We start from the raw sequence: 18,441 nt of genomic DNA, 5'->3' as shown, positions 1-18,441 counted from the left end.
CGTCCTCCTTTACCACGCGMTGTGTTTCGCGATGCTGTGCGCCAACCCCTCGTGCTGATCGCCGTGCCCTGCCACAGGGTCATCGGCAAGGGCGGCGCGCTTACCGGCTACCGGGGCGGGATGGAAATGAAGACGACGCTGTTGGAACTGGAGCGAGCGCGAAGGGCCTGTAATCAAGGGAAGGCATAGCAAAAGCAGCGCCTCGGGACATGGAAACGGTCCCGGGGCGTTTTCACTTGCTTGGCCAGCAGCATATGCCCAGCCCGATCCAGCGCGGCGGAGCTCGCCCGAGGAATAGCGAAAGCGGGCCGCGATGCGGCCCGCCCGATCTATTTCACGCTCATATACCGTTCATACGCGGCTGTGCGGATCTTGAGCAGCTGATCCAGCTTCATGTCGTTCAGCTTCTTGATGTAAGCATCCCATTCGGCATCGATGTTGCCCTTGGTCACCCACTGGGCGCGCATCGTCGCCGCATAACCGTCGATGTCGGTCGTCAAGGTCGGCAGCTCCTGGAATTCCTCCGCGCTGTACATGACGTTCGGGAACGGCGTCGTCACGTATTCGCTGCCGAGCTTGTCGATCTCCAGCTTCAGGCCGTCGCCGGTCTTCGGATTGAGCACGATGTTCTTCTCGAAGGAAGGGCTCACGTACTTCGGTCCGAAGTCGCGGACCGACTGCTCCCAGTACCAGGCGTCGGCGCTAGTGCCGCTGGGAGGGTCCATCAGGGTGTACGTGCCGTTGTCGTTCTTCTGGATGACGGTGCCGATCGCTCCCCAGAAGTTCTGGATGCCGGCTTCGTTCGTGTAGAACTGGTCCGCCCAGCGCGCGGCGATCTCCGGCTGCTTGCAGGAGGCCGTAATGAGCAGCTCGTTGCGGTACAGGCTCATGCCGACCGGAATGCCGGACTGATACCGCTTGCCGTCCGGTCCTGCGAGCGGCGGAATCGTGACGTACTGGTCCTTCCATTTGCCGAACACGGCGTCCGGAGTCCACTGGTAGGAGAAGCCGACGATCGGCGCGTCCGCGTTCTGCTGCTTGGCCGAGGTCATGGTGGCGTCCTGCGTGAACATCTCCTTGTCGATGAGGCCCGCTTCATACAGCTTGTTGGCCCACTTCAGCCCTTCCTTGTATTCCTCTGTCACCGGATAATAGACCGGCTTGCCGTCCTTGACGAGCATGTTGTTGCCGTTCGGATCGGTGATGCCGAACGGATTGAGGAAGTCCATGCTCAGCCCTTTCTCGGTATACGGAATCTCGTCGTTCTTGCCGTTTCCGTTCGGATCCTGCTCCTTGAACGCCTTGAACACGTTGTAGAGATCGTCGATCGTATCCGGCACCTTGAGGCCGAGCTTATCCAGCCACGTCTTGTTGATGACCGGCTGGAACTTCGTTTTCGGACGGGACGGCAGCCTTGCCGGCATGGAGTAGATTTTGCCGTCCGGGAACGTGCTCAGCTTTTTCAGCTCCGGCGTTTCCTGCAGCGCGGCCTTCAGGTTCGGCATGTAGGAATCGATGTATTCGTCCAATGGGCGGAAGTAGCTCAGATTGTTGACGATGTCGGAGTCCGAGAACGCGAGATCGCCGAAAATGATGTCCGGCAGCGTGCCGCTGGCGAGCATGATCGACTTCTGCTCGTTCCAGTCGTTGGAGGACATGACCTGCCATTCGATCCTCACATTCGTATTTTTCTCCAGATCGATCATCCACTGGTTCTTGGTGAACGTGTCGCCCATGTTGCCCCAGCGGACGGTCAGCGCCTTGAGCGTTACCGGCGTCTTGACGATCGGCAGGCCTTCCTTGTTGAACTCGCCGGTCTTCACGGCTGCGGCCTTGTCTCCTCCGCCGCCGCTGCAGGCGGTCAGCCCGACCAGCAGAGCTCCGGAGAGCAGCGCGGCCATCACGGTTTTAGATGCGGAACGGTAACCCATCTTTCATTCCCCCCGATTAATTGTTGTCGCGAGATCACATGACGGTCAAGCCGATTGCTCATTCCTTCACGGCGCCGATCATCACCCCCTGATTGAAATACTTCTGCACGAACGGGTACAGCAGCATGATCGGAACGGTAGAGACGATGATGACCGAATACCTCATCAGGCTGGCCAGCCTGAGCGCGATCTGCGCCGCCTCCCCGCTCCCCATGCCGGACTGCATCTGATTGGTGATCAGGATGTTGCGCAGGATGAGCTGCAGCGGGTACAGTTCGGGATTTTTCAGATAGATCAGCGCGTTGAAGTAGGAGTTCCAATAGCCGACGGCGATCCACAATCCGAGCACGGCGACAATCGCCTTGGAGAGCGGAAGCACGACCTGCGCGAAGTACCTCAGATTGCCGCAGCCGTCGATCTGCGCCGCTTCCCACAGATCGCCCGGAATGCTCGTCTGGAAAAACGTCCGGGCTACGATGATGTTGTAGGCCGACACGGAGAAGGGAAGCACCATGACGAGAAAGGTATCGTACATATGGAAGTCGCGGACCGTCAGGAAAATCGGAATGAGGCCGCCGCTGAAAAACATCGTGAAGATGAAGTAAAGGGACAGAAGCTTGCGCCCGGGCAGATCCCTGCGGGACAGCGCATACGCCGCAGACAGGTTGACTGCGAGGCCGATCGCCGTGCCCGCTGCCGTATACAGGATCGTGTTGCGGTAGCCGATCCAGATGTTGGCATGCTTCAGCAGCTCCTTGTATCCGTCCAGCGTGAAGCCGCTCGGCCAGAGCCACACTTTGCCGCCGGCAACCGAGGACGGATTGCTGAAGGAGGCGATGACGATAAAATAAAGCGGATACAAAAGCACGATCAGCATCAGGACGGCGAGTCCGTACAGAACCGCCTCCAGGACGGCATCGGAAGAGCGGGTGTTGACGCCTCCGGCCGTTTTGCCCGCAACAGCGGCATTCCGTGTCTCCATCATGAATTCCTCCGGCTTACCACAAGCTGTTGCTGCTTGTTTTTTTGGCGATTTGATTGACGATGACGAGCAGGGCGAAGTTGATGACCGTATTGAACAGGTTGATCGCGGAGGAGAAGCTGTACTGGCTGCTGAGCAGGCCGATCTTGTACACATAGGTGGAGAGGATCTCGCTCGAGGTGATGTTGAGATCGTTCTGCATCAGGTATACCTTTTCAAAGCCTACCCCGAGCAGCCCGCCGACCCGCAATACCAGCAGCGTCACGGCCGTCGGAAGCAGCATCGGAATATCGATGAAGCGGACCTTCTGCCAGCGGCTCGCTCCGTCGACAGTCGCAGCCTCATAGAGGCTAGGATCGACCGCCGACAGCGCCGCGATATAGATGATGCTGTCCCAGCCGGCATGCTGCCACACGTCCGACCAGACATAAACGCTGGTGAACAGGCCCGAGGAGCCCATCAGATCGGGAGGCTCCACTCCGAACAGCGCGTACAGATTGCCCAGCAGGCCTGTGCTTGGCGAGAACAGAATGAGCATCAGCCCCACCATGACGACCGTCGAGATGAAATGCGGCATGTACGTCACCGTCTGGAAGAAGCGTCTGAACCGGTTGGCCCGCATCTGGTTCACCATGAGCGCCAGCGCGATCGGTATCGGGAACGTGGCCATGCTGTACAGGCTGATGACCAGCGTGTTCCGGATCGTATTGTCGAATTGATACGATTGGAAAAATTTCTCGAAATACTTGAATCCCGCCCATGGACTGTCCATGATTCCAAGCGCAGGACTGTAATCCTTGAACGCGATCACGACGCCGTACATCGGCTTGTACGCGAAAAGCAGCGTCAGGATAAATGCGGGCAGCAGCAGCACATACAGTCCCGCTCCCCTTCTGATCTGCCTGACCGTCCGTCCCGTCGTTCCGGCTTGACCGGATGCCATCTTCATTCCCCCCCCATGCAGCGGCACTGTCGCTGTCCCTCTTGAACTCCTCCAGTATAGCCCCGCCCAGGGCGCGGACGGCGGACCTGAAGGACCGTTATCCGGACTTCCGAGGCGCGCCGGGAGGAATCCGCCCTCGGTCATCCCTCCCTCCATGCGGTTATCCGGACTTGTTTTTGCGCTATCCGGACTTTGGCATTCCGAGCCGCCGACATCCGATCCATTTTCTGGACGAAAACCTTTATACTAGAAATAAAGCGCATTCAAGATTGGAAGCGCGGAAAGGACTGGAGCCTCCCGCCTATGAATCCATCCAACCGGAAAAAGCCCTACCCGATCATCCATTATGTCAGGCTGCTGGTTTTCCTCTCGTTCCTGGCCCTTGCGCTCGACCTTGTCATCAGCGTCATCTCCATGTCCCTGGTCAAGCAGCAATCCACGAGCAATGTCCAGGATACGGCCGATCTCTATGTCAACCGGATCGACCATGACTTCGCCTATATCAACCATTACATGGGCTGGACGCTGGCCAACGACGAGACGATCACGGACATGAACGATTATCCGGACAACAGCACCGAATTCCTGAAGGCTCAGGAGAAGCTCTTTAAGCGGTTCACCGAGCTGACGAAAAACTACGAGCAGGAATACAACTTCTTCTATTACTTGAAGAGCCGGGACTTGTTCCAGAACTGCGCGCCGATGGGGATATCCTACGGGCATTTTCTCGAGCTGAAGCAGCAGATCCGATCGCTGACGGAAGACAAGGGGGTCTATGAAAACTATTATTCCAAATGGACGCCGCTTACGGTTCGGGGAATTTCCTACATCGTCAACATCGTCCCCTACCATGACCGCTACCTGATCGGACTCGTCTCGGCGGACAATATGATCCGGCCGCTCCGGCAGATGGATCTCGGGGCAAGCGGGTACGCATCGCTGGTCGACGAGGAAGGCCGCAGCCTGTCCGCTCCCCAGAGCGGCAGCCCGCCCGGCGCCCGCAAGCCGTTCTGGCTGAATCTGCTCCGGGCGCCGACCGTCGTGGACAGCAGCTTCAGCAACGCCACCTTCACCGCCGAGCTGGTCATCCACTACGGGGCGTTCGAGAAGATCATGATTGTGCAGCTGCTGATCATGCTGCTCTTCTTTCTCGTCACCTGCACGCTCAGCGCGTTCCTGTTCCTCTTCCGCAAGCAGGTGCTCGGGCCCGTCAAGAGCTTCTCCTACAATCTGGCCCGCATCTACGAGGACGGCGACTCCGGATCAGGCGCCGGAAGCCGCATCATCGAGCTGGAGCAGGCGAACGCGCAGTTCCGGGATCTCGTCAGGCAGCTCAAGAAATACAAGATCGAAATGTACGAGCAGGAGCTGGAAAAAAAGAAGATTCAGCTGGATTACATGAAGCTTCAGATCAACCCGCATTTCTTTCTGAACTGCCTGACGAGCATTTACAGCATGGCGCAAATGGAAATGCACGAGGAGATCGAGAGCATGTCGATGGCCACGACGCGCTACTTCCGCTATATCTTCCAGAGCGGAGACAACCTGGTCCTCCTCGAGGACGAGATCGAGCATGCCCGAATCTATCTCGATATTCAGCGATCCCGCTACCGGAGCGCATTGTCCTATACGATCTGCCAGCCGGACCGTGCTTCGGGCGTAAAGATTCCCCCTCTCGTCATCCAGACGTTCATCGAGAATGCCGTCAAATATGCTGTCTCGCGAGAGCGGGAGCTCAGCATCTCCATCACGGTGTCGATGCAGAGAAAGGAGGAGGAGGAGATGGCCGTCATCGCTATCGCGGACACCGGCCCCGGATTCCCGCCTCCCATCCTGGAGCGGCTGCACAGCGGAGAGAGCCTCGATCAGACAGGAGGCAACCGGATCGGCATCATGAACACGCTGCAGCGGCTGAAGCTGATGTACCGCGAGCGGGCGACGGTCGACTTCGCCAATGGAATCGACGGCGGAGCCCGCATCACGATGACGCTCCCGGCCGGCAGCGACTAATCCCATCCCGAAAGGAAGCCTGCCATGAACGTCCTTCTTGTGGACGACGATTACTTCGTCGTCAAGGCGCTTGAGAGCAAAATCGATTGGCGCGCGATGAACGTCGAGCATGTCCATACCGCCTACAATGTCGCGCAGGCAAGGGAGATTCTGCTGGAATATACCGTGCAGATCCTCATTTGCGATATCGAGATGCCCCAAGGCAGCGGGCTCGAGCTGCTGGCCTGGATCCGACAGGAGAATTGCCCGGTCCAGGCGATCTTTCTGACCAACTACGCCGACTTCAACTATGCGCAGAAAGCGATCGAGCTGCAAAGCTTCGATTATTTCCTCAAGCCGATCGAGGTCGACAAGCTGACTCTGATTATCCGGAAGGCGATCGCCAAAGCCCGCGAGCAGAAGCATAACGAGCTGGCGATCCATGAAGGGGAGCTGTGGCAAAAGAGCCGCAAGAGCGTGCTGGAGGATTTCTGGACCCGGCTCGTCGCCGGCAAGGCCTTCCCCTCCAGTCCTTCTGCGGCTGCAGGCGCCATCACGGAAGAGAATCTACCCTACCGGCTGAGCGATCTGTTCCTGCCCGTGCTTGTGACCTTGTTTCCGCATGAGGCCAGCCTCGGCCGCGAAGACAAGCCGCTGTTCGACTACGCGCTGCTCAATGTCATGTACGAGCTGTTTCAGCACCCCTCCTTATCCGTCGAAGCCATCTCCGAGTTCAAGGAAGGCAACTGGATGCTCATCTTGAAATGGACGCTTGCTCCCGACAGAGATATCCCGATGCGGCTCTGCGACGCGCTGATATCCGAGGTCCGCAAATTCCTGAAATGCGACTGCAGCTGCCATATCGCGACGTCCCGGCCGCTCGGGGAGATCCGCAAAGCCGTCAAGGAGCTGCTGCATGTCAATGAGGAATGGATCAAGCACCGCAATGAGACGATCTTCGTCGAAAGCGGCTCCAGTCAGGAGGCGGCTTATATGCCGCCCAATCTGGACTTGCTCGAGCGGCTGCTTGGCGAGGGGGCATACGGCTCTTTTCTCGATGAAACCGAGGCGTATCTGAAGCGCCTGATGCGGGAGAACGCTCTATGCGCTTCCGTGCTACGGCCGTTCCGGCACGATATGGTCCAGATCGTCTACGCCCATCTGAAGAGCAGGGAAATTCAGGCCCATCAGCTGTATGCGGGCTCGGAAGGGGACCGGCTGCATGCCCAGTCCCTCCATTCCGTCGAAGACATGCAGGGCTACCTTCGGTATCTGGTCCGTACGGCGGCGCATTCCCGTCCTTTCGCCGAGCATCCCAAGTCCATCGCGGACGAGGTCGCCCGTCATATCCATGCCCATCTCGCGCATGATCTTACCCGCACCAGCCTGGCGGAGACGGTCTTTCTCAATCCCGACTACATGGCCCGGCTGTTCAAGAAGGAGACAGGCATGCCTCTCGGCACTTATATCATCCAGGCGCGGCTCTCGGAGGCCAAGCGGCTGCTGCAGGACACCTCCCTGCCGGTCCGCGCCGTCGCCAATCAGGTCGGATACGCCAACGACTCTCATTTTTCCAAGCTGTTCAAGCAGGAGACCGGCTGCAGTCCGGCCGACTACCGCAAGAAGTTCCAAAAGCCGGCCAGACCGTGACGCGGTCCGGGCCGGCTTTTTTTGCGCTGAAGGGAAAGCCGGCCCGGGGAGCTGCAGCGCGGCCCGGAACATATAACGGACAGATTGGGAATATTTTAAAACTCTGAGGATTATTTCGCTTCTTGCAAGAGAGAGGCAGCGAAACCTATGGTATACTTTTCCTAGTAAAACATTGGAAGATAGATTGAGAGCCCCGTTCGGCGCAGGGCAAGGGGGGAAAGAAGAAATGAACGGTTCCAAGCTGTTCAGACTCGCTGGATTGATCGTCGTCGTGGCTGCCGCCGATATCGCGGTGCTGTCGCCCGGACTGCTGAACGTCGAGATCGGCGGCAGCGCGCTGGAGACCGCCTCCGGCGTCAGCCTGCTGCTGGCAAGCGCGCTGGCGCTGTTCTACGGAAGCTATGCGATCGTATTCCGGGAGCCTGCCGCTCTGCCCGTCAAGCAGATCAAATCCTATGACGATTACGCGGAAGCGCTGTCTCCATACAGGCGCGTCAAGGCGCTTGAGAACGATATCGCGACGGCGCTGGAGCAGATCGCCCGGCTGAAGAAAAAAAAAGCTCGCGCTGGAAAATGTGCTGGAGCAGCGCTTCGACCGCGGCGAGCTGAGCTTCAAGAAGTTCGCCTCCGTAACCGAAGAGGCGGAGAAGCTGTTCTATCTCAACGTGCGCAGCCTGCTGAACCGGCTGCATGTGTTCGACGAGGCGGAGTTCTCCAGCATGTCGGGCCGCAAGAGAAGCTCCTTCTCCAGCGAGCTCATCCAGGAGAAGGCGGCCATGTACAACGACCACCTTGCCTTCGTCAAAAGCTCCCTGTCCGCCAACGAGGAGCTGCTGATGAAGCTCGACCGGCTGCTCCTCGAAATCTCCCGCCTCGACGGCATCGATCCCGATGACATCGATGCGATGCCGGGCATGCAGGAGCTGGATTCCCTCATCAAGCAGACCAAATTCTACAAACAGTAAGAGGTGCAGAATGCCGAAGAAAAGCAGGTTTTTCCTTCTATCCGCCGTCATTGTCGTGCTTGTGTTCGCGGGCGTCTACGCGGGCATATCCCTGACCTCCAACCTGGGCAAGAGCAAAGCCCAGGTATCGGCCGAGGATGCGGGCAAACGTCTGAACAAGCTGTACGGCGATCTGTCGGTCGCGACGGAAACCCCGGTCAAAGGACAGATCGACCTGAACCCTGCGGACATTGCCGAATCGCTGCCGGACATCTCCAAGTTTCCGGTCACGGTCAATAATTCCACGGATCAATTCGTCGAAATCTTCTCGTCGACCGAAAAATCGGGAACCGGCGTGGATGGCTGGCTGACAGAAACCGCAGCCGAGTTCAACAAGGCCGGCATCGTCGTGGACGGCAAGCCGGCATCGGTCAAGATCCGCAACATCGCTTCCGGCACGGCAGCCGATTACATTAAGTCCGGCAAATATATCCCCGATGCGTTCACCCCGTCCAACGAGCTGTGGGGCGAGATGGTCAAAGCGGCCGGAGTCAAGACGGAGCTGATCTCGAAGCGGCTCACCGGCAACGTTCCCGGCATCGTCATCGCCAAAGCCAAGTATGATGCCCTCGTGGATACATACGGCTCGGTCAACGTCAAAACGGTGACGGAAGCGATCGCGAACAACGAATTTTCCATGGGCTACACGGATCCGTTCGCAAGCTCCACCGGACTCAACTTTCTCGTCACGGCGCTGAGCACGTTCGACAGCGCCAATATTCTCAGCGACAAAGCGGTCCAAGGCTTCGAGAAGTTCCAGGCCAACATTCCGTTCACCGCGTCGACGACAATCCAGATGCGCGATGCGGCCAAGTCGGGCATGCTGGACGGATTCGTATTGGAATACCAGACATACGTCAATGCGGCCGACTTGAAGAGCGGATACGTGTTCACGCCATTCGGAGCGCGGCATGACAGCCCGCTGTACGCCCTGGGCGAGCTCCCCCGGGAGAAGCTCGACATCATCAAGAAATTCGCCGAATTCACCGCCCAGGACAACTACCAGAAGGCCGCGGCGGACAAAGGCTTCAACGGCCTGCAGGACTACAAGTCGGAGCTCCCTTCGGTCGACGGCAGCCTGCTCGGCTCCGCCCAGAAGGTATGGAAAGAGAAGAAGAACGGCAGCAAGCCGATCGCGGCCGTGTTCGTCGCCGACGTATCGGGCAGCATGGACGGCGCGCCGCTGAACCAGCTCAAGGAATCGCTGCTCAAGGGCCAGAAATACCTCGGCAAGGACAACAGCATCGGCCTCGTCTCCTACTCCAGCTCGGTCACGGTCAACCTTCCGATCAAGAAGTACGACACGAACCAGCAGTCCATGTTCGTCGGCGCGGTGGAAGGCTTGCAGGCCGGAGGCGGCACCGCCACCTTCGACGGCATCATCGTCGCGCTCAAGATGCTGCAGGACGAGATGGCGGCCAACCCCGGCGTCAAACCGCTCATCTTCGTGCTCAGCGACGGCGAGACGAATGAGGGCCATACGCTCAAGGACATCAAGGAGCTCGTCGAAATCTACAAGGTCCCGATCTATACGATCGGCTACAATGCCAACATCAAGGCGCTGCAAAGCATATCGAGCATCAACGAGGCCGCCAGCATCAATGCGGATACGGATGATGTCGTCTACAAGATCGGCAATCTGTTCAATGTCCAGATGTAACTCGGAGGAGGATGACCATGACATTTTCGCTTGAGGTAGCCAGCCCGGAAGAGATCAAGGCGGCGGTAGAAGAAGAAGTTAAGCCCGTGCCGGAGGAGATCCGCAAGCTCAAGGAGCTGGCGGACGCCAACGTCGCCGCCATCATGGAGCTGGACACGGAATCGCTGGACAAACGCAGGGAGATACTCCAGACGATCGACGGCTTCGGCATGAAAACGATGAAGGCTTCCTCGGACAAAAACTCGCTGCTCCAGGTATCGGTCGGCAATCTCTCCAGGACGGGAGACGAAGGCGGCCAAGTCGCCAAGGGACTGTCCGAGCTGCATACGCAGCTCAAGGATCTCGACCCGAGCGCTGTCGACTTTGCCAAGAGCGGCTTCCTCGGCAAGCTGTTCAATCCGCTGCGGGCGTACTTCCTGAAATTCCAGAAGGCCGACGCCGTCATCTCCGATATCGTCGTCTCTCTCGACAAGGGCCGGTCGACGCTGAAGAACGACAACACGACGCTGGAGATCGAGCAGCAGGCCCTTCGGGAGCTGACCAAGAAGCTCCAGAAGGAAATCCAGCTCGGCGGGCTCATGGACGAATCGATCGAAGCCCAGATCGAGGCCGCCAAAATCCGCGGCGAGGATCCCGAGAAGGTTCGCTTCATTACCGAAGAGGTGCTGTTCCCGATGCGCCAGCGCGTGATGGACCTGCAGCAGATGCTCGTCGTCAACCAGCAGGGCATCATGGCAATCGAGGTCGTCATCCGCAACAACAAGGAATTGATCCGGGGCGTCGACAGAGCCAAGAACGTCACGATCTCGGCGCTCAAAATCTCCGTCATCGTCGCTTCGGCGCTCTACAACCAGAAGATCGTGCTCAAGAAGATCGAGCTGCTCAATCAGACGACCAACGACATCATCTCCTCTACCTCCCGGATGCTCAATACGCAGGGAGCCGCGATCCACAAGCAGTCTCTGGAGGCCAGCATCTCCGTGGATACGCTGAAGCAGGCGTTCACCGAGGTGCTGTCGGCTCTCGATTCCATCAGCGCCTACAAGCAGGAGGCTCTGCCCAAGATGCGCGACACCATCCTGCAGTTCCGCGAGCTCGCCGACAACGGCGAGAAGCAGATCGTCCGGCTGGAGAAGGGGCATAAGCTGGGGCTTTGACCTCCAGCGGAACGATGCCGCTGCGGTCTCCCTTCGAACAACGAGCACACCCAAAAGCAGGCACCTGTACATATATAGGTGCCTGCTTTTGTTCGTTTCGTCATGGGGTCTGCCTGACGAGACAGATCCGGCACGAATTGGGCCGCCTCCGTCTTCCAATGCCGGCGGGGCGAGAATATATATAGTCCATTCCGGTCTATGAAAGGATGATTCAAGCTGAAGCTGCGGCTTAATCGCTTCTACAAGAAATCCGGTGTCGCTTCTCCCGCCGCCAAAACCGCCAAACGCGTCAAAAACGCCAAACCGGCCAAGCGAATCAAAAGCGTTAAACCCGTCCAGCGCGTTGCGAAACGCAAAATAACCGCCTGCCCACTCAAAAAAAGGCGCCTGAATGCCGTCCAAACCGTCAACTTCCTCGTCATGGGCGACAGCCATGTCGGTTTTGGGAACAGCCTGAGCATTTATAAGCGTCTGCTTCAGCAAGCGGTGAAGTCCGGCCGCAAGAGCTTCTGCATTTTTGGCGGCGACAACAAGCACGGATCGACCGGAACGCAAGCCACGACGGACTACAAGGCGTTCAAGAACGTCGCGACGGGCATTCTTGGCCCCAAGCACATTCCTTTCAAAGCGTCGATCGGCAACTGGGAGGACAACACGCGCGCCCAGTTCAAACAATACCTTGGCGACGTGATGGGCAAGATGGATTTTCCCGGCACGCAGGGCAAGGTCAAGTACGTCTGGCTCGACAACGCTCCGGGAAAATTCAGCTTCGCGAGCATCGATCTGCTGACCAAGCTCGATCCGAATTTCTACTACATCATCGATTGTCACTGGCCGCTGAAAGTAAACGGCATCACCGTCGATCCTTCGCATGTGCTGGACGCGCAGGAGACAGCCCATTTTTTCCACGCTATCCCGGCCAACGTCAGAGACAAAGTGCTGGCGATCTTCACCCATCACGCGCATACGTTCTACCAGAACTTATCGCATATCTACCCCGGCTTCAACGAAACTCAATTCTACGTCTGCGGGTGTTCCGGCGATTACGAGTGCAAATGCGATACGACCGGCTGCGGCAGAGGATATTACGAGGGCGTGCTGACGCTGAACAACGGCAAAGCTTCCTTGAAAATAACGCCGGTCGAGTCGTAAGCCTTAGCGGCGTCGAACGGAAAGCCGGAACGAAACGTATGCCTGATGCGAAAACGCTCCTCATCAGCCTGACCGAACGTTGCCTTCCGCGTGTTCCGATTGCGCAGGCGACGGCGGTCTCCGCCGCAATGGCGGACTAGCCTGCCAGTCGGACGATATTCGGCGGATCATGCCCATGGCGAGAGTCTCCGGGACAAAAGCATATTTCCCCCTTCCCCGACAGCTTGCCCGGCCCGGCTCTATCGGTCTTGCATTTACTATACGAGAGGGAAAAACGGGAGGGATGGAAAGTGCTTACATTATCCGACCTGGGAGGATCGTATGACGCGATCTACAGCCTTGGCCACAACTGCCTGCCAGGCGTGCAGATGACCCGTTCGGGCCTTCGGCTTTACTCCGGTCCGATCGATTGGATGGGCTCGCCTCATCTGTCCGGCGTATCGAGAGCTTTGCAGGAACGCTTCGCCCACTTCATGGAGCTCGAAAACATGAGCATCGTCGGGATCGACCCCAATGCCGGCTGTTATCTCGTCAAGGATCAAGCTTATGGAATCGTCTCCAATCACGACTTTCCTGCGATCCATCCGGATACGCCGTACGCCCTGCTTCCTTATCCGGAGTTCAGGGCCAAGATGAAGCGGCGCACCGAAAGAATGCTGCATAAAATCGGCACAGCCGAAAGGATGCTGTTCATCCGGACGGAAGGAAGTTACCCGGAGCTGTACGAGCTTCAGCAGGTGCTGAGCAAAATGGTCCGAGGCAAGTTCAACATTCTCTACGTGCAGCATGGACCGGCGGCCGGAATCGAGGAGCTTGGCTGGCGGATTCCCCATGTATGCGCCCTGCATATTCCTCAGGTCGCCGATCTCTTCCATGACAACGATGTCTACTGGAGGCAGATTCTTTCCGGCATAAGCCATCGTTGAAAAGGATGCGGCTGATAGCTCGCTGCACCCGGCTTGGCAAGATGACAGATTTCAATCACTCTCTCGGCAGCAGGCGAATGCTGTCAAAGTTCCATCTTCATCCGCAATCTTTGTTCATTAGCTATGGCATTATTTAGAATAAATGGTATTCTGAGTATAGCAACGCGATAGTTCTCGCTCCATGCATCAAGCAAATGCAAGTTTATTTATGCGAGGCTCAGGAGGATCAAATGAGAGGTAAAATTCTGCTGCTAACGACCCTGATCGTTGTCATACTAGGATTGGCAGCAGCCTATTTCATGCTCACAAATGTAATGAATCCTAATTCCATCGCAATAACCAGTACCCGAATTGAAGAGGAAACGATTTTGTTGAAGGGAACATTCATGGATAGTGCCTTAAATTATAGCGGATACAGCAAGACCTGCCCTGAAAATAAATTAGTTCTAAAAATAAAGGGGAGCCTCATTAAATGGCCCCACTCTAGCGGCGAATTTGAAATCCATATTAAAAACACCTGTGGCGATATTCATGAAATATACCTCCAGGGATCGGATCCCAACTCGATCAAATTGATTTACAAATCGGATCATTAATTGATGGCGGCGCTATTGTCCCTATCAATAATCAAAACCCTTAGAGTCTTTGAAACAAAAATCCTCAACATGCAAAAAAGCCGGTCCCCAAACGGGACCGGCTTTGCCTATTTCAGCTGCATGCTAGCCTTGCCGCCCGCTGCCGAGAGAAAACGCTCCGTAATTCCCTTCGGCCGCGTAATGGCCCCTCCTACGACGACCGCTGCCGCCCCGAGCTCCAGGCAGCGGCTGAACATTTCCGGCGTCAGCACATTGCCCTCGGCGACGACCGGAATCGCCGCTGTCTCTACGACATCACGCAGAAACCGGAAGTCGTCATCGTACAGATGCCGTCCCGAAGTGCCAGGCGTGTAGCCGTGCAGAGTCGTGGACACGCAGTCGAAGCCGAGCCGCTGTGCTTCGGCCGCCTCCTCCAGCGTCGAGATGTCGGCCATCAGCTGCACGGAAGAGTTGACGCTGCGGCAGTAGCCGACCAGTCCGCTCAGCGTCTCGCCGCCCGGACGCGGGCGCGACGTGGCATCCAGCGCGATCATCTCGCAGCCTGATTCCAGCAGCTCGTCGATCTCCCGCCTCGTAGCCGTAATGAACACCTCGCTGCCCGCATAGTCGCGCTTCACGATGCCGATGACCGGCAGGCCGACCTCGCTTTTGATGGCGAGAATATCGGGCTTGGTATTCGCCCGGATGCCTGCCGCTCCACCCTGCTCCGCCGCCAGCGCCATCTTGGCCATGATGAACGGGCTGTGCAGCGGCTCCTGCTCCAACGCTTGGCAGGAGACGACCAGACCGCCTCTGATCCGCTCCAGCATATCAGTATTTCCCCGGAAATGCCGCGTACTCGGCGACGGCCGCCTCGATGTCCCGATTGAGAGCCTTCAAGGAATCGCCGTCTGCAGCGCTTACCGGCAGGAGTGGCAGCCGCGGCGAGCCCGTCTCGATGCCGCGCAGCGACAGAATCGCCTTGCAGGCACCGTACAGGGACGGATAATTCAGCAGCTGCGAGATGACCGAGTTGATTCGGACTTGAAGCGCCTGCGCCTCCTTCATCCTTCCTTCGTCCGCGAGCTTGCAGAGCGCTGCGAAGAGCTCCGGCATGACGCCGTAGGTGCCGCCGATGCCGCCGTCCGCCCCCATCATCCGGCCGGCCAGGAACTGCTCGTCGGGACCGTTGAAAACGAGGAAGTCTTCCCCGCCCGCCGCCTTCAGCTGCTGCAGTCCATAAGTGCTCTCTCCGGACATCTTGACGCCGATGACCTTGTCCTGCTTGGCCAGCTTGGCGCATAGGGAAGCGGACAAGCTGAAGCCGGTCGTCTGCGGAATGTTGTAGATGATGAACGGCAGCGAGGCCGCATCGATCATCTGCTGCCAATGGTTCTCCACCGCGGCTTCGGACAGCCGGTAGTAGATCGACGGCACCGCCGAAATCGCATCGGCGCCGCAGGCTTCGGCATGGCGGGACAGCTCCACGCTGTCCGCCGTGGAATTGGCTCCTACATGCACGATGATTTTGAGCTCGCCGCGCACTTCCTCCAGAACCGCCTCCAGCATCGCCTTGCGTTCCTCGACGCTCTGGAGAATTCCTTCTCCCGAGCTGCCGCCGACATAGAGGCCGGCAAGGCCTTTGCCGACATAATAGCGAGCCAGCTTGGCCGCGCGCCCGGGACTTACGGCGCCCGCTTCGTCATAAGCGGAGTACAAGGCGACATACATCCCTTGGAAATTTGACACATTGCTTTTCCTCATCTAGATCGTCTCCGTCTCTTTCGTATAGTAAGCATGAACGGCTCCATACAGCGCCGCCCTGTTGCCAAGCTCGGCGACGGCCAGCTCGGCGGGAGCGAACCCGGCAGGCAGGCAGCTCCGCACATGAGGGCCGATCCTGCGGAGCAACTCTTCGCCTTGGGCAGACACGCCGCCGCCGATCAGCACCTTGAGCGGGTCGAACAGCAGCATCAGTTCCGCGATTCCGCGCGCCACCTCTGCGGCCCATTCGTCGATCAGCGCTCCGCATGCGGCGTCGCCGGATCGGGCGGCTGCGAACAGCTCCGGGCCGGAGCCTTTGAAGCCGGGCCATTGCGCAGCCGCGCGGTTCAGCAGAGCCGAAGTCGACGCCCGCTGCTCGTACGTCGTGCCGGCATCCTTGTCATAGAGCGAATGGCCGATTTCTCCGGCTCGAAAGCGAGGCCCGGCCATGACGGCTCCTTCTGTGAACAGCGCGCCGCCGATGCCGGTGCCGAGCGTGATGCAGGCAAAATGCGGGCAGCCGCGCGCCGCGCCCTTCCACCATTCGCCCAGCGCGGCGGCGTTGACATCGTTCATGACCGAGACCGGGAGGCCGAACCGGCGGCCGAGAGCGCTTTTCCAATTCGTGCCCCGGTACTCTGGAATCGTCCCTCCGGCGTAGAGAATCTCCCCGCTGCCGGGATCGACGACTCCCGCGGTGCTGACCCCGATTCCCGCTATGCCGGGATGCCTGGCCAGCAGCGATTCCATGATGGAAGCAGCCGCTTCCGGTATGGCGATGTTCGCCCGTCCCTGCGGCGTGGCGGCGCGGCCGTCGAAAACGATGTCCGCCGAGCCGTCCAGGACGGCGAACTTGATGTCGGTTCCTCCCACGTCGAGAGCGGCGAACAGCCTCATTCCTTCACCGCTCCAATCGAGATTCCGCGGGTGAAGTATCGTTGGAACAGGATGAAGATAAGCAGCATCGGGATCGCGGCGACCGTGGCGCCCGCCATCTTGTAGGCGAAGTTCGGATTGAGATCCTGCATCAGCGTCGCGATTCCGACCATAAGCGTTTTGCTCTCCTTGTTCTGGCCGATGACCAGCTGCCACAGATAGTCGTTCCATACCTGAACGAAGTTCAGGATGAACAGCGCTCCGATGCCGGGCTTGACGATCGGCAGCATGATTTGCAAGAATGTTCTGACTTCTCCGGCCCCGTCAATCCTTGCCGCTTCCCTCAGCGCATCCGGCGCCGTGTCGAAAAATCCTTTGAGAAGGAAGACGCCAAAAGCCGTCGCCACGTTGGGCCAGATCATGCCGTACACGCTGTTGACGAGACCCAGATCCTGGGAGATCCGGAACAGAGGCACGATCATCACTTCCTTCGGAATCATCAGGCTGGAGATGAAGACGATAAAGAAGACGCTGCGCCCCTTGAACCGAAGCTTGGAAAAGGCGTAGGCCGCCATGGAGCTCGTGACGATGAGCAGCGCCGTCGACAATCCGGCCACGTACAAGCTGTTCAGCGTCCAGCGCAGAGCCGGCTGATTGGTGAACACATCGGCGTAGTTGGACCAGGTAAACGTGCGCGGCCACCAGTCCGGCGGCATCTTGATGACATCGGAGCTGTTCTTGACCGAGCTGCTGAACAGCCAGTACAGCGGGAACAGATTCAGCAGGGCGAAGAGAAGCACGACCGTGTTGCTGGCGATATCGAATGATTCCCGTTTCTTTGCTTTTTCTTGCCGCATAGCCAACCCTCACTTATCGTTGAACATGGCTTTGAGCTGGGGCACGGACAACAACAGCGTCAGCAGGAACATGATGACGCCTACCGCGGAGGCAACGCCGAGCTGGTTGTACTTGAAGGCGTTGTTGTAGAGGTAGTACATCAAGGTCACGGAAGCGTTGTTCGGTCCGCCGCCCGTAAGCAGCTGGATGACCACGAAGATTTTCAGCACGGCGATGATGTTGATGATGGTGATGTAGATGGTGGTGGGCTTCACGAGCGGCAGGAGAATATGGCGGATGACATGCAGGCGGCCCGCCCCGTCTACTTCCGCGGCCTCGAACAGATCCTTCGGGACGCCGATCATCGCGGCGATGTACAGGATGATCGCCTGCCCGACGTTCGTGGCGAAGGTGACGAAGATGACGACCGGCAGCACCGTGCTTTTGTTGCCGAGCAGATTCACCGTGCTCATTTCCATCTCCCGGGCCATATACGAGATGAGGCCGTTGGCCGGATTCAGCAGGAAGCTCCACACCATGCTCATGACGACCATGGACACCATGACGGGAATGTAATAGCTCCCCCGGATGAACGAGACATACTTGGCGTTTTTGTCGAAGACGGCGGAGCCGACGAAGAAGGAAAAGGCGACCGTCAGCAAAACGATGGCGACGACGAAAATGACCGTGTTCCAGACCGCCTTGAAAAAGACGGGGTCGCCGAACAGAGCGGCGTAATTGTCGAATCCGACGAACGTTTCCGTCCGGTATTGGACCTTGTACAGGCTGAGGCGCAAGCCTTCGACAATCGGATAGACGACGAAGATCAGGAACAGCAGGAACTGCGGGGCGATGAACAAATATCCGGTCAGGCCTTCTTTGACATTGCGATTGTACCGTATCATGGCTGCTTACCTTTCTCCCTTGGCCGGAACTCCCGCCCGCAGGCGGGACATCCCGGATGCCGGATGGCGCGCTCGCTTCCTCGCGATCGG

The 18,441-nt window shown here is 58.2% G+C and carries 16 protein-coding genes and 1 pseudogene; 9 read left to right on the top strand and 8 right to left on the bottom strand.

The genetic code is table 11. The annotated features are described in order from the left end of the window. Positions 1-189 (top strand): annotated as a pseudogene (locus tag BN871_RS26425) (methylated-DNA--[protein]-cysteine S-methyltransferase); the annotation flags it as partial. Between the two features lie 140 nt (positions 190-329). On the opposite strand, the gene BN871_RS00950 reads toward BN871_RS26425, so the two are convergent. Genes BN871_RS00950 through BN871_RS00940 form a run of 3 tightly spaced genes read right to left on the bottom strand, consistent with a single transcriptional unit; the run spans position 330 to position 3,856 of the window. Then, positions 330-1,931 (bottom strand): extracellular solute-binding protein, encoded by a 1,602-nt coding sequence (locus BN871_RS00950; RefSeq protein ID WP_021879658.1) that lies wholly within the window; start codon positions 1,929-1,931, stop codon positions 330-332. 58 nt (positions 1,932-1,989) lie between these two features. After that, on the bottom strand, positions 1,990-2,916 hold the full coding sequence (locus tag BN871_RS00945) for a carbohydrate ABC transporter permease (protein ID WP_232312738.1): 927 nt from the start codon (positions 2,914-2,916) through the stop codon (positions 1,990-1,992). A 13-nt stretch (positions 2,917-2,929) separates the two neighbouring features. After that, positions 2,930-3,856 carry a sugar ABC transporter permease gene (locus BN871_RS00940; protein WP_048743883.1) on the bottom strand — a complete coding sequence of 309 codons (927 nt, stop codon included), beginning with the start codon at positions 3,854-3,856 and terminating at the stop codon, positions 2,930-2,932. Positions 3,857-4,159: 303 nt separating this feature from the next. Between BN871_RS00940 and BN871_RS00935 the strand changes: the two genes are divergently transcribed. The 8 genes from BN871_RS00935 (at position 4,160) to BN871_RS00900 (ending at position 13,990) form a co-directional block, all read left to right on the top strand. Further along, positions 4,160-5,866 carry a sensor histidine kinase gene (locus tag BN871_RS00935; RefSeq protein WP_048743788.1) on the top strand — a complete coding sequence of 569 codons (1,707 nt, stop codon included), beginning with the start codon at positions 4,160-4,162 and terminating at the stop codon, positions 5,864-5,866. A 24-nt stretch (positions 5,867-5,890) separates the two neighbouring features. Beyond that, positions 5,891-7,495, top strand: coding sequence for a helix-turn-helix domain-containing protein (locus tag BN871_RS00930; protein WP_048743787.1), 1,605 nt, complete (start codon positions 5,891-5,893; stop codon positions 7,493-7,495). 575 nt (positions 7,496-8,070) lie between these two features. Then, positions 8,071-8,460 (top strand): hypothetical protein, encoded by a 390-nt coding sequence (locus BN871_RS28740; RefSeq protein WP_232312737.1) that lies wholly within the window; start codon positions 8,071-8,073, stop codon positions 8,458-8,460. Positions 8,461-8,470: 10 nt separating this feature from the next. Beyond that, positions 8,471-10,159, top strand: a complete 1,689-nt coding sequence (locus tag BN871_RS00920; RefSeq protein ID WP_048743785.1) for a VWA domain-containing protein — start codon at positions 8,471-8,473, stop codon at positions 10,157-10,159. Between the two features lie 17 nt (positions 10,160-10,176). Further along, a complete protein-coding gene (locus tag BN871_RS00915; RefSeq protein WP_048743783.1) occupies positions 10,177-11,316 on the top strand; it encodes a toxic anion resistance protein in 1,140 nt (379 codons plus the stop codon). A 420-nt stretch (positions 11,317-11,736) separates the two neighbouring features. After that, complete coding sequence (locus tag BN871_RS00910; protein ID WP_053086922.1) at positions 11,737-12,468, top strand: hypothetical protein; 732 nt, start codon at positions 11,737-11,739, stop codon at positions 12,466-12,468. 290 nt (positions 12,469-12,758) lie between these two features. Further along, on the top strand, positions 12,759-13,394 hold the full coding sequence (locus BN871_RS00905) for a DUF1796 family putative cysteine peptidase (protein WP_048743778.1): 636 nt from the start codon (positions 12,759-12,761) through the stop codon (positions 13,392-13,394). Positions 13,395-13,624: 230 nt separating this feature from the next. Next, positions 13,625-13,990: a hypothetical protein gene (locus tag BN871_RS00900; protein ID WP_021879667.1), complete on the top strand. Its 366-nt coding sequence runs from the start codon at positions 13,625-13,627 to the stop codon at positions 13,988-13,990. Positions 13,991-14,097: 107 nt separating this feature from the next. Here the strand turns inward: BN871_RS00900 and BN871_RS00895 are convergent, their stop codons facing one another. Genes BN871_RS00895 through BN871_RS00875 form a run of 5 tightly spaced genes read right to left on the bottom strand, consistent with a single transcriptional unit; the run spans position 14,098 to position 18,351 of the window. Next, positions 14,098-14,799: an N-acetylmannosamine-6-phosphate 2-epimerase gene (locus BN871_RS00895; protein WP_048743776.1), complete on the bottom strand. Its 702-nt coding sequence runs from the start codon at positions 14,797-14,799 to the stop codon at positions 14,098-14,100. Between the two features lies 1 nt (position 14,800). Next, positions 14,801-15,718 carry a dihydrodipicolinate synthase family protein gene (locus BN871_RS00890; protein WP_232312735.1) on the bottom strand — a complete coding sequence of 306 codons (918 nt, stop codon included), beginning with the start codon at positions 15,716-15,718 and terminating at the stop codon, positions 14,801-14,803. Positions 15,719-15,733: 15 nt separating this feature from the next. Further along, on the bottom strand, positions 15,734-16,630 hold the full coding sequence (locus BN871_RS00885; protein WP_048743773.1) for an ROK family protein: 897 nt from the start codon (positions 16,628-16,630) through the stop codon (positions 15,734-15,736). After that, positions 16,627-17,466, bottom strand: coding sequence for a carbohydrate ABC transporter permease (locus BN871_RS00880; RefSeq protein WP_048743772.1), 840 nt, complete (start codon positions 17,464-17,466; stop codon positions 16,627-16,629). The genes BN871_RS00885 and BN871_RS00880 overlap by 4 nt, the downstream gene beginning before the upstream one ends. Positions 17,467-17,475: 9 nt before the next feature. Then, entirely contained in the window at positions 17,476-18,351 is an 876-nt protein-coding gene (locus tag BN871_RS00875) for a carbohydrate ABC transporter permease (protein ID WP_021877881.1), read from the bottom strand. Positions 18,352-18,441: the final 90 nt, after the last annotated feature.

This window comes from Paenibacillus sp. P22 (genome assembly GCF_000469945.2).
Lineage (GTDB): Bacteria > Bacillota > Bacilli > Paenibacillales > Paenibacillaceae > Paenibacillus_O > Paenibacillus_O humicus.
The sequence above is the reverse complement of the archived record's forward strand: the minus strand, read 5'-3'. Positions and strand labels throughout refer to the sequence as shown.

Bases quoted from the DNA above. Each gene is read 5' to 3' on its own strand.
- BN871_RS00950 (WP_021879658.1), bottom strand. From the start codon at position 1,931: ATGGGTTACCGTTCCGCATCTAAAACCGTGATGGCCGCGCTGCTCTCC.
- BN871_RS00945 (WP_232312738.1), bottom strand. From the start codon at position 2,916: ATGATGGAGACACGGAATGCCGCTGTTGCGGGCAAAACGGCCGGAGGC.
- BN871_RS00940 (WP_048743883.1), bottom strand. From the start codon at position 3,856: ATGGCATCCGGTCAAGCCGGAACGACGGGACGGACGGTCAGGCAGATC.
- BN871_RS00935 (WP_048743788.1), top strand. From the start codon at position 4,160: ATGAATCCATCCAACCGGAAAAAGCCCTACCCGATCATCCATTATGTC.
- BN871_RS00930 (WP_048743787.1), top strand. From the start codon at position 5,891: ATGAACGTCCTTCTTGTGGACGACGATTACTTCGTCGTCAAGGCGCTT.
- BN871_RS00920 (WP_048743785.1), top strand. From the start codon at position 8,471: ATGCCGAAGAAAAGCAGGTTTTTCCTTCTATCCGCCGTCATTGTCGTG.
- BN871_RS00915 (WP_048743783.1), top strand. From the start codon at position 10,177: ATGACATTTTCGCTTGAGGTAGCCAGCCCGGAAGAGATCAAGGCGGCG.
- BN871_RS00910 (WP_053086922.1), top strand. From the start codon at position 11,737: ATGGGCGACAGCCATGTCGGTTTTGGGAACAGCCTGAGCATTTATAAG.
- BN871_RS00900 (WP_021879667.1), top strand. From the start codon at position 13,625: ATGAGAGGTAAAATTCTGCTGCTAACGACCCTGATCGTTGTCATACTA.
- BN871_RS00895 (WP_048743776.1), bottom strand. From the start codon at position 14,799: ATGCTGGAGCGGATCAGAGGCGGTCTGGTCGTCTCCTGCCAAGCGTTG.
- BN871_RS00885 (WP_048743773.1), bottom strand. From the start codon at position 16,630: ATGAGGCTGTTCGCCGCTCTCGACGTGGGAGGAACCGACATCAAGTTC.
- BN871_RS00880 (WP_048743772.1), bottom strand. From the start codon at position 17,466: ATGCGGCAAGAAAAAGCAAAGAAACGGGAATCATTCGATATCGCCAGC.
- BN871_RS00875 (WP_021877881.1), bottom strand. From the start codon at position 18,351: ATGATACGGTACAATCGCAATGTCAAAGAAGGCCTGACCGGATATTTG.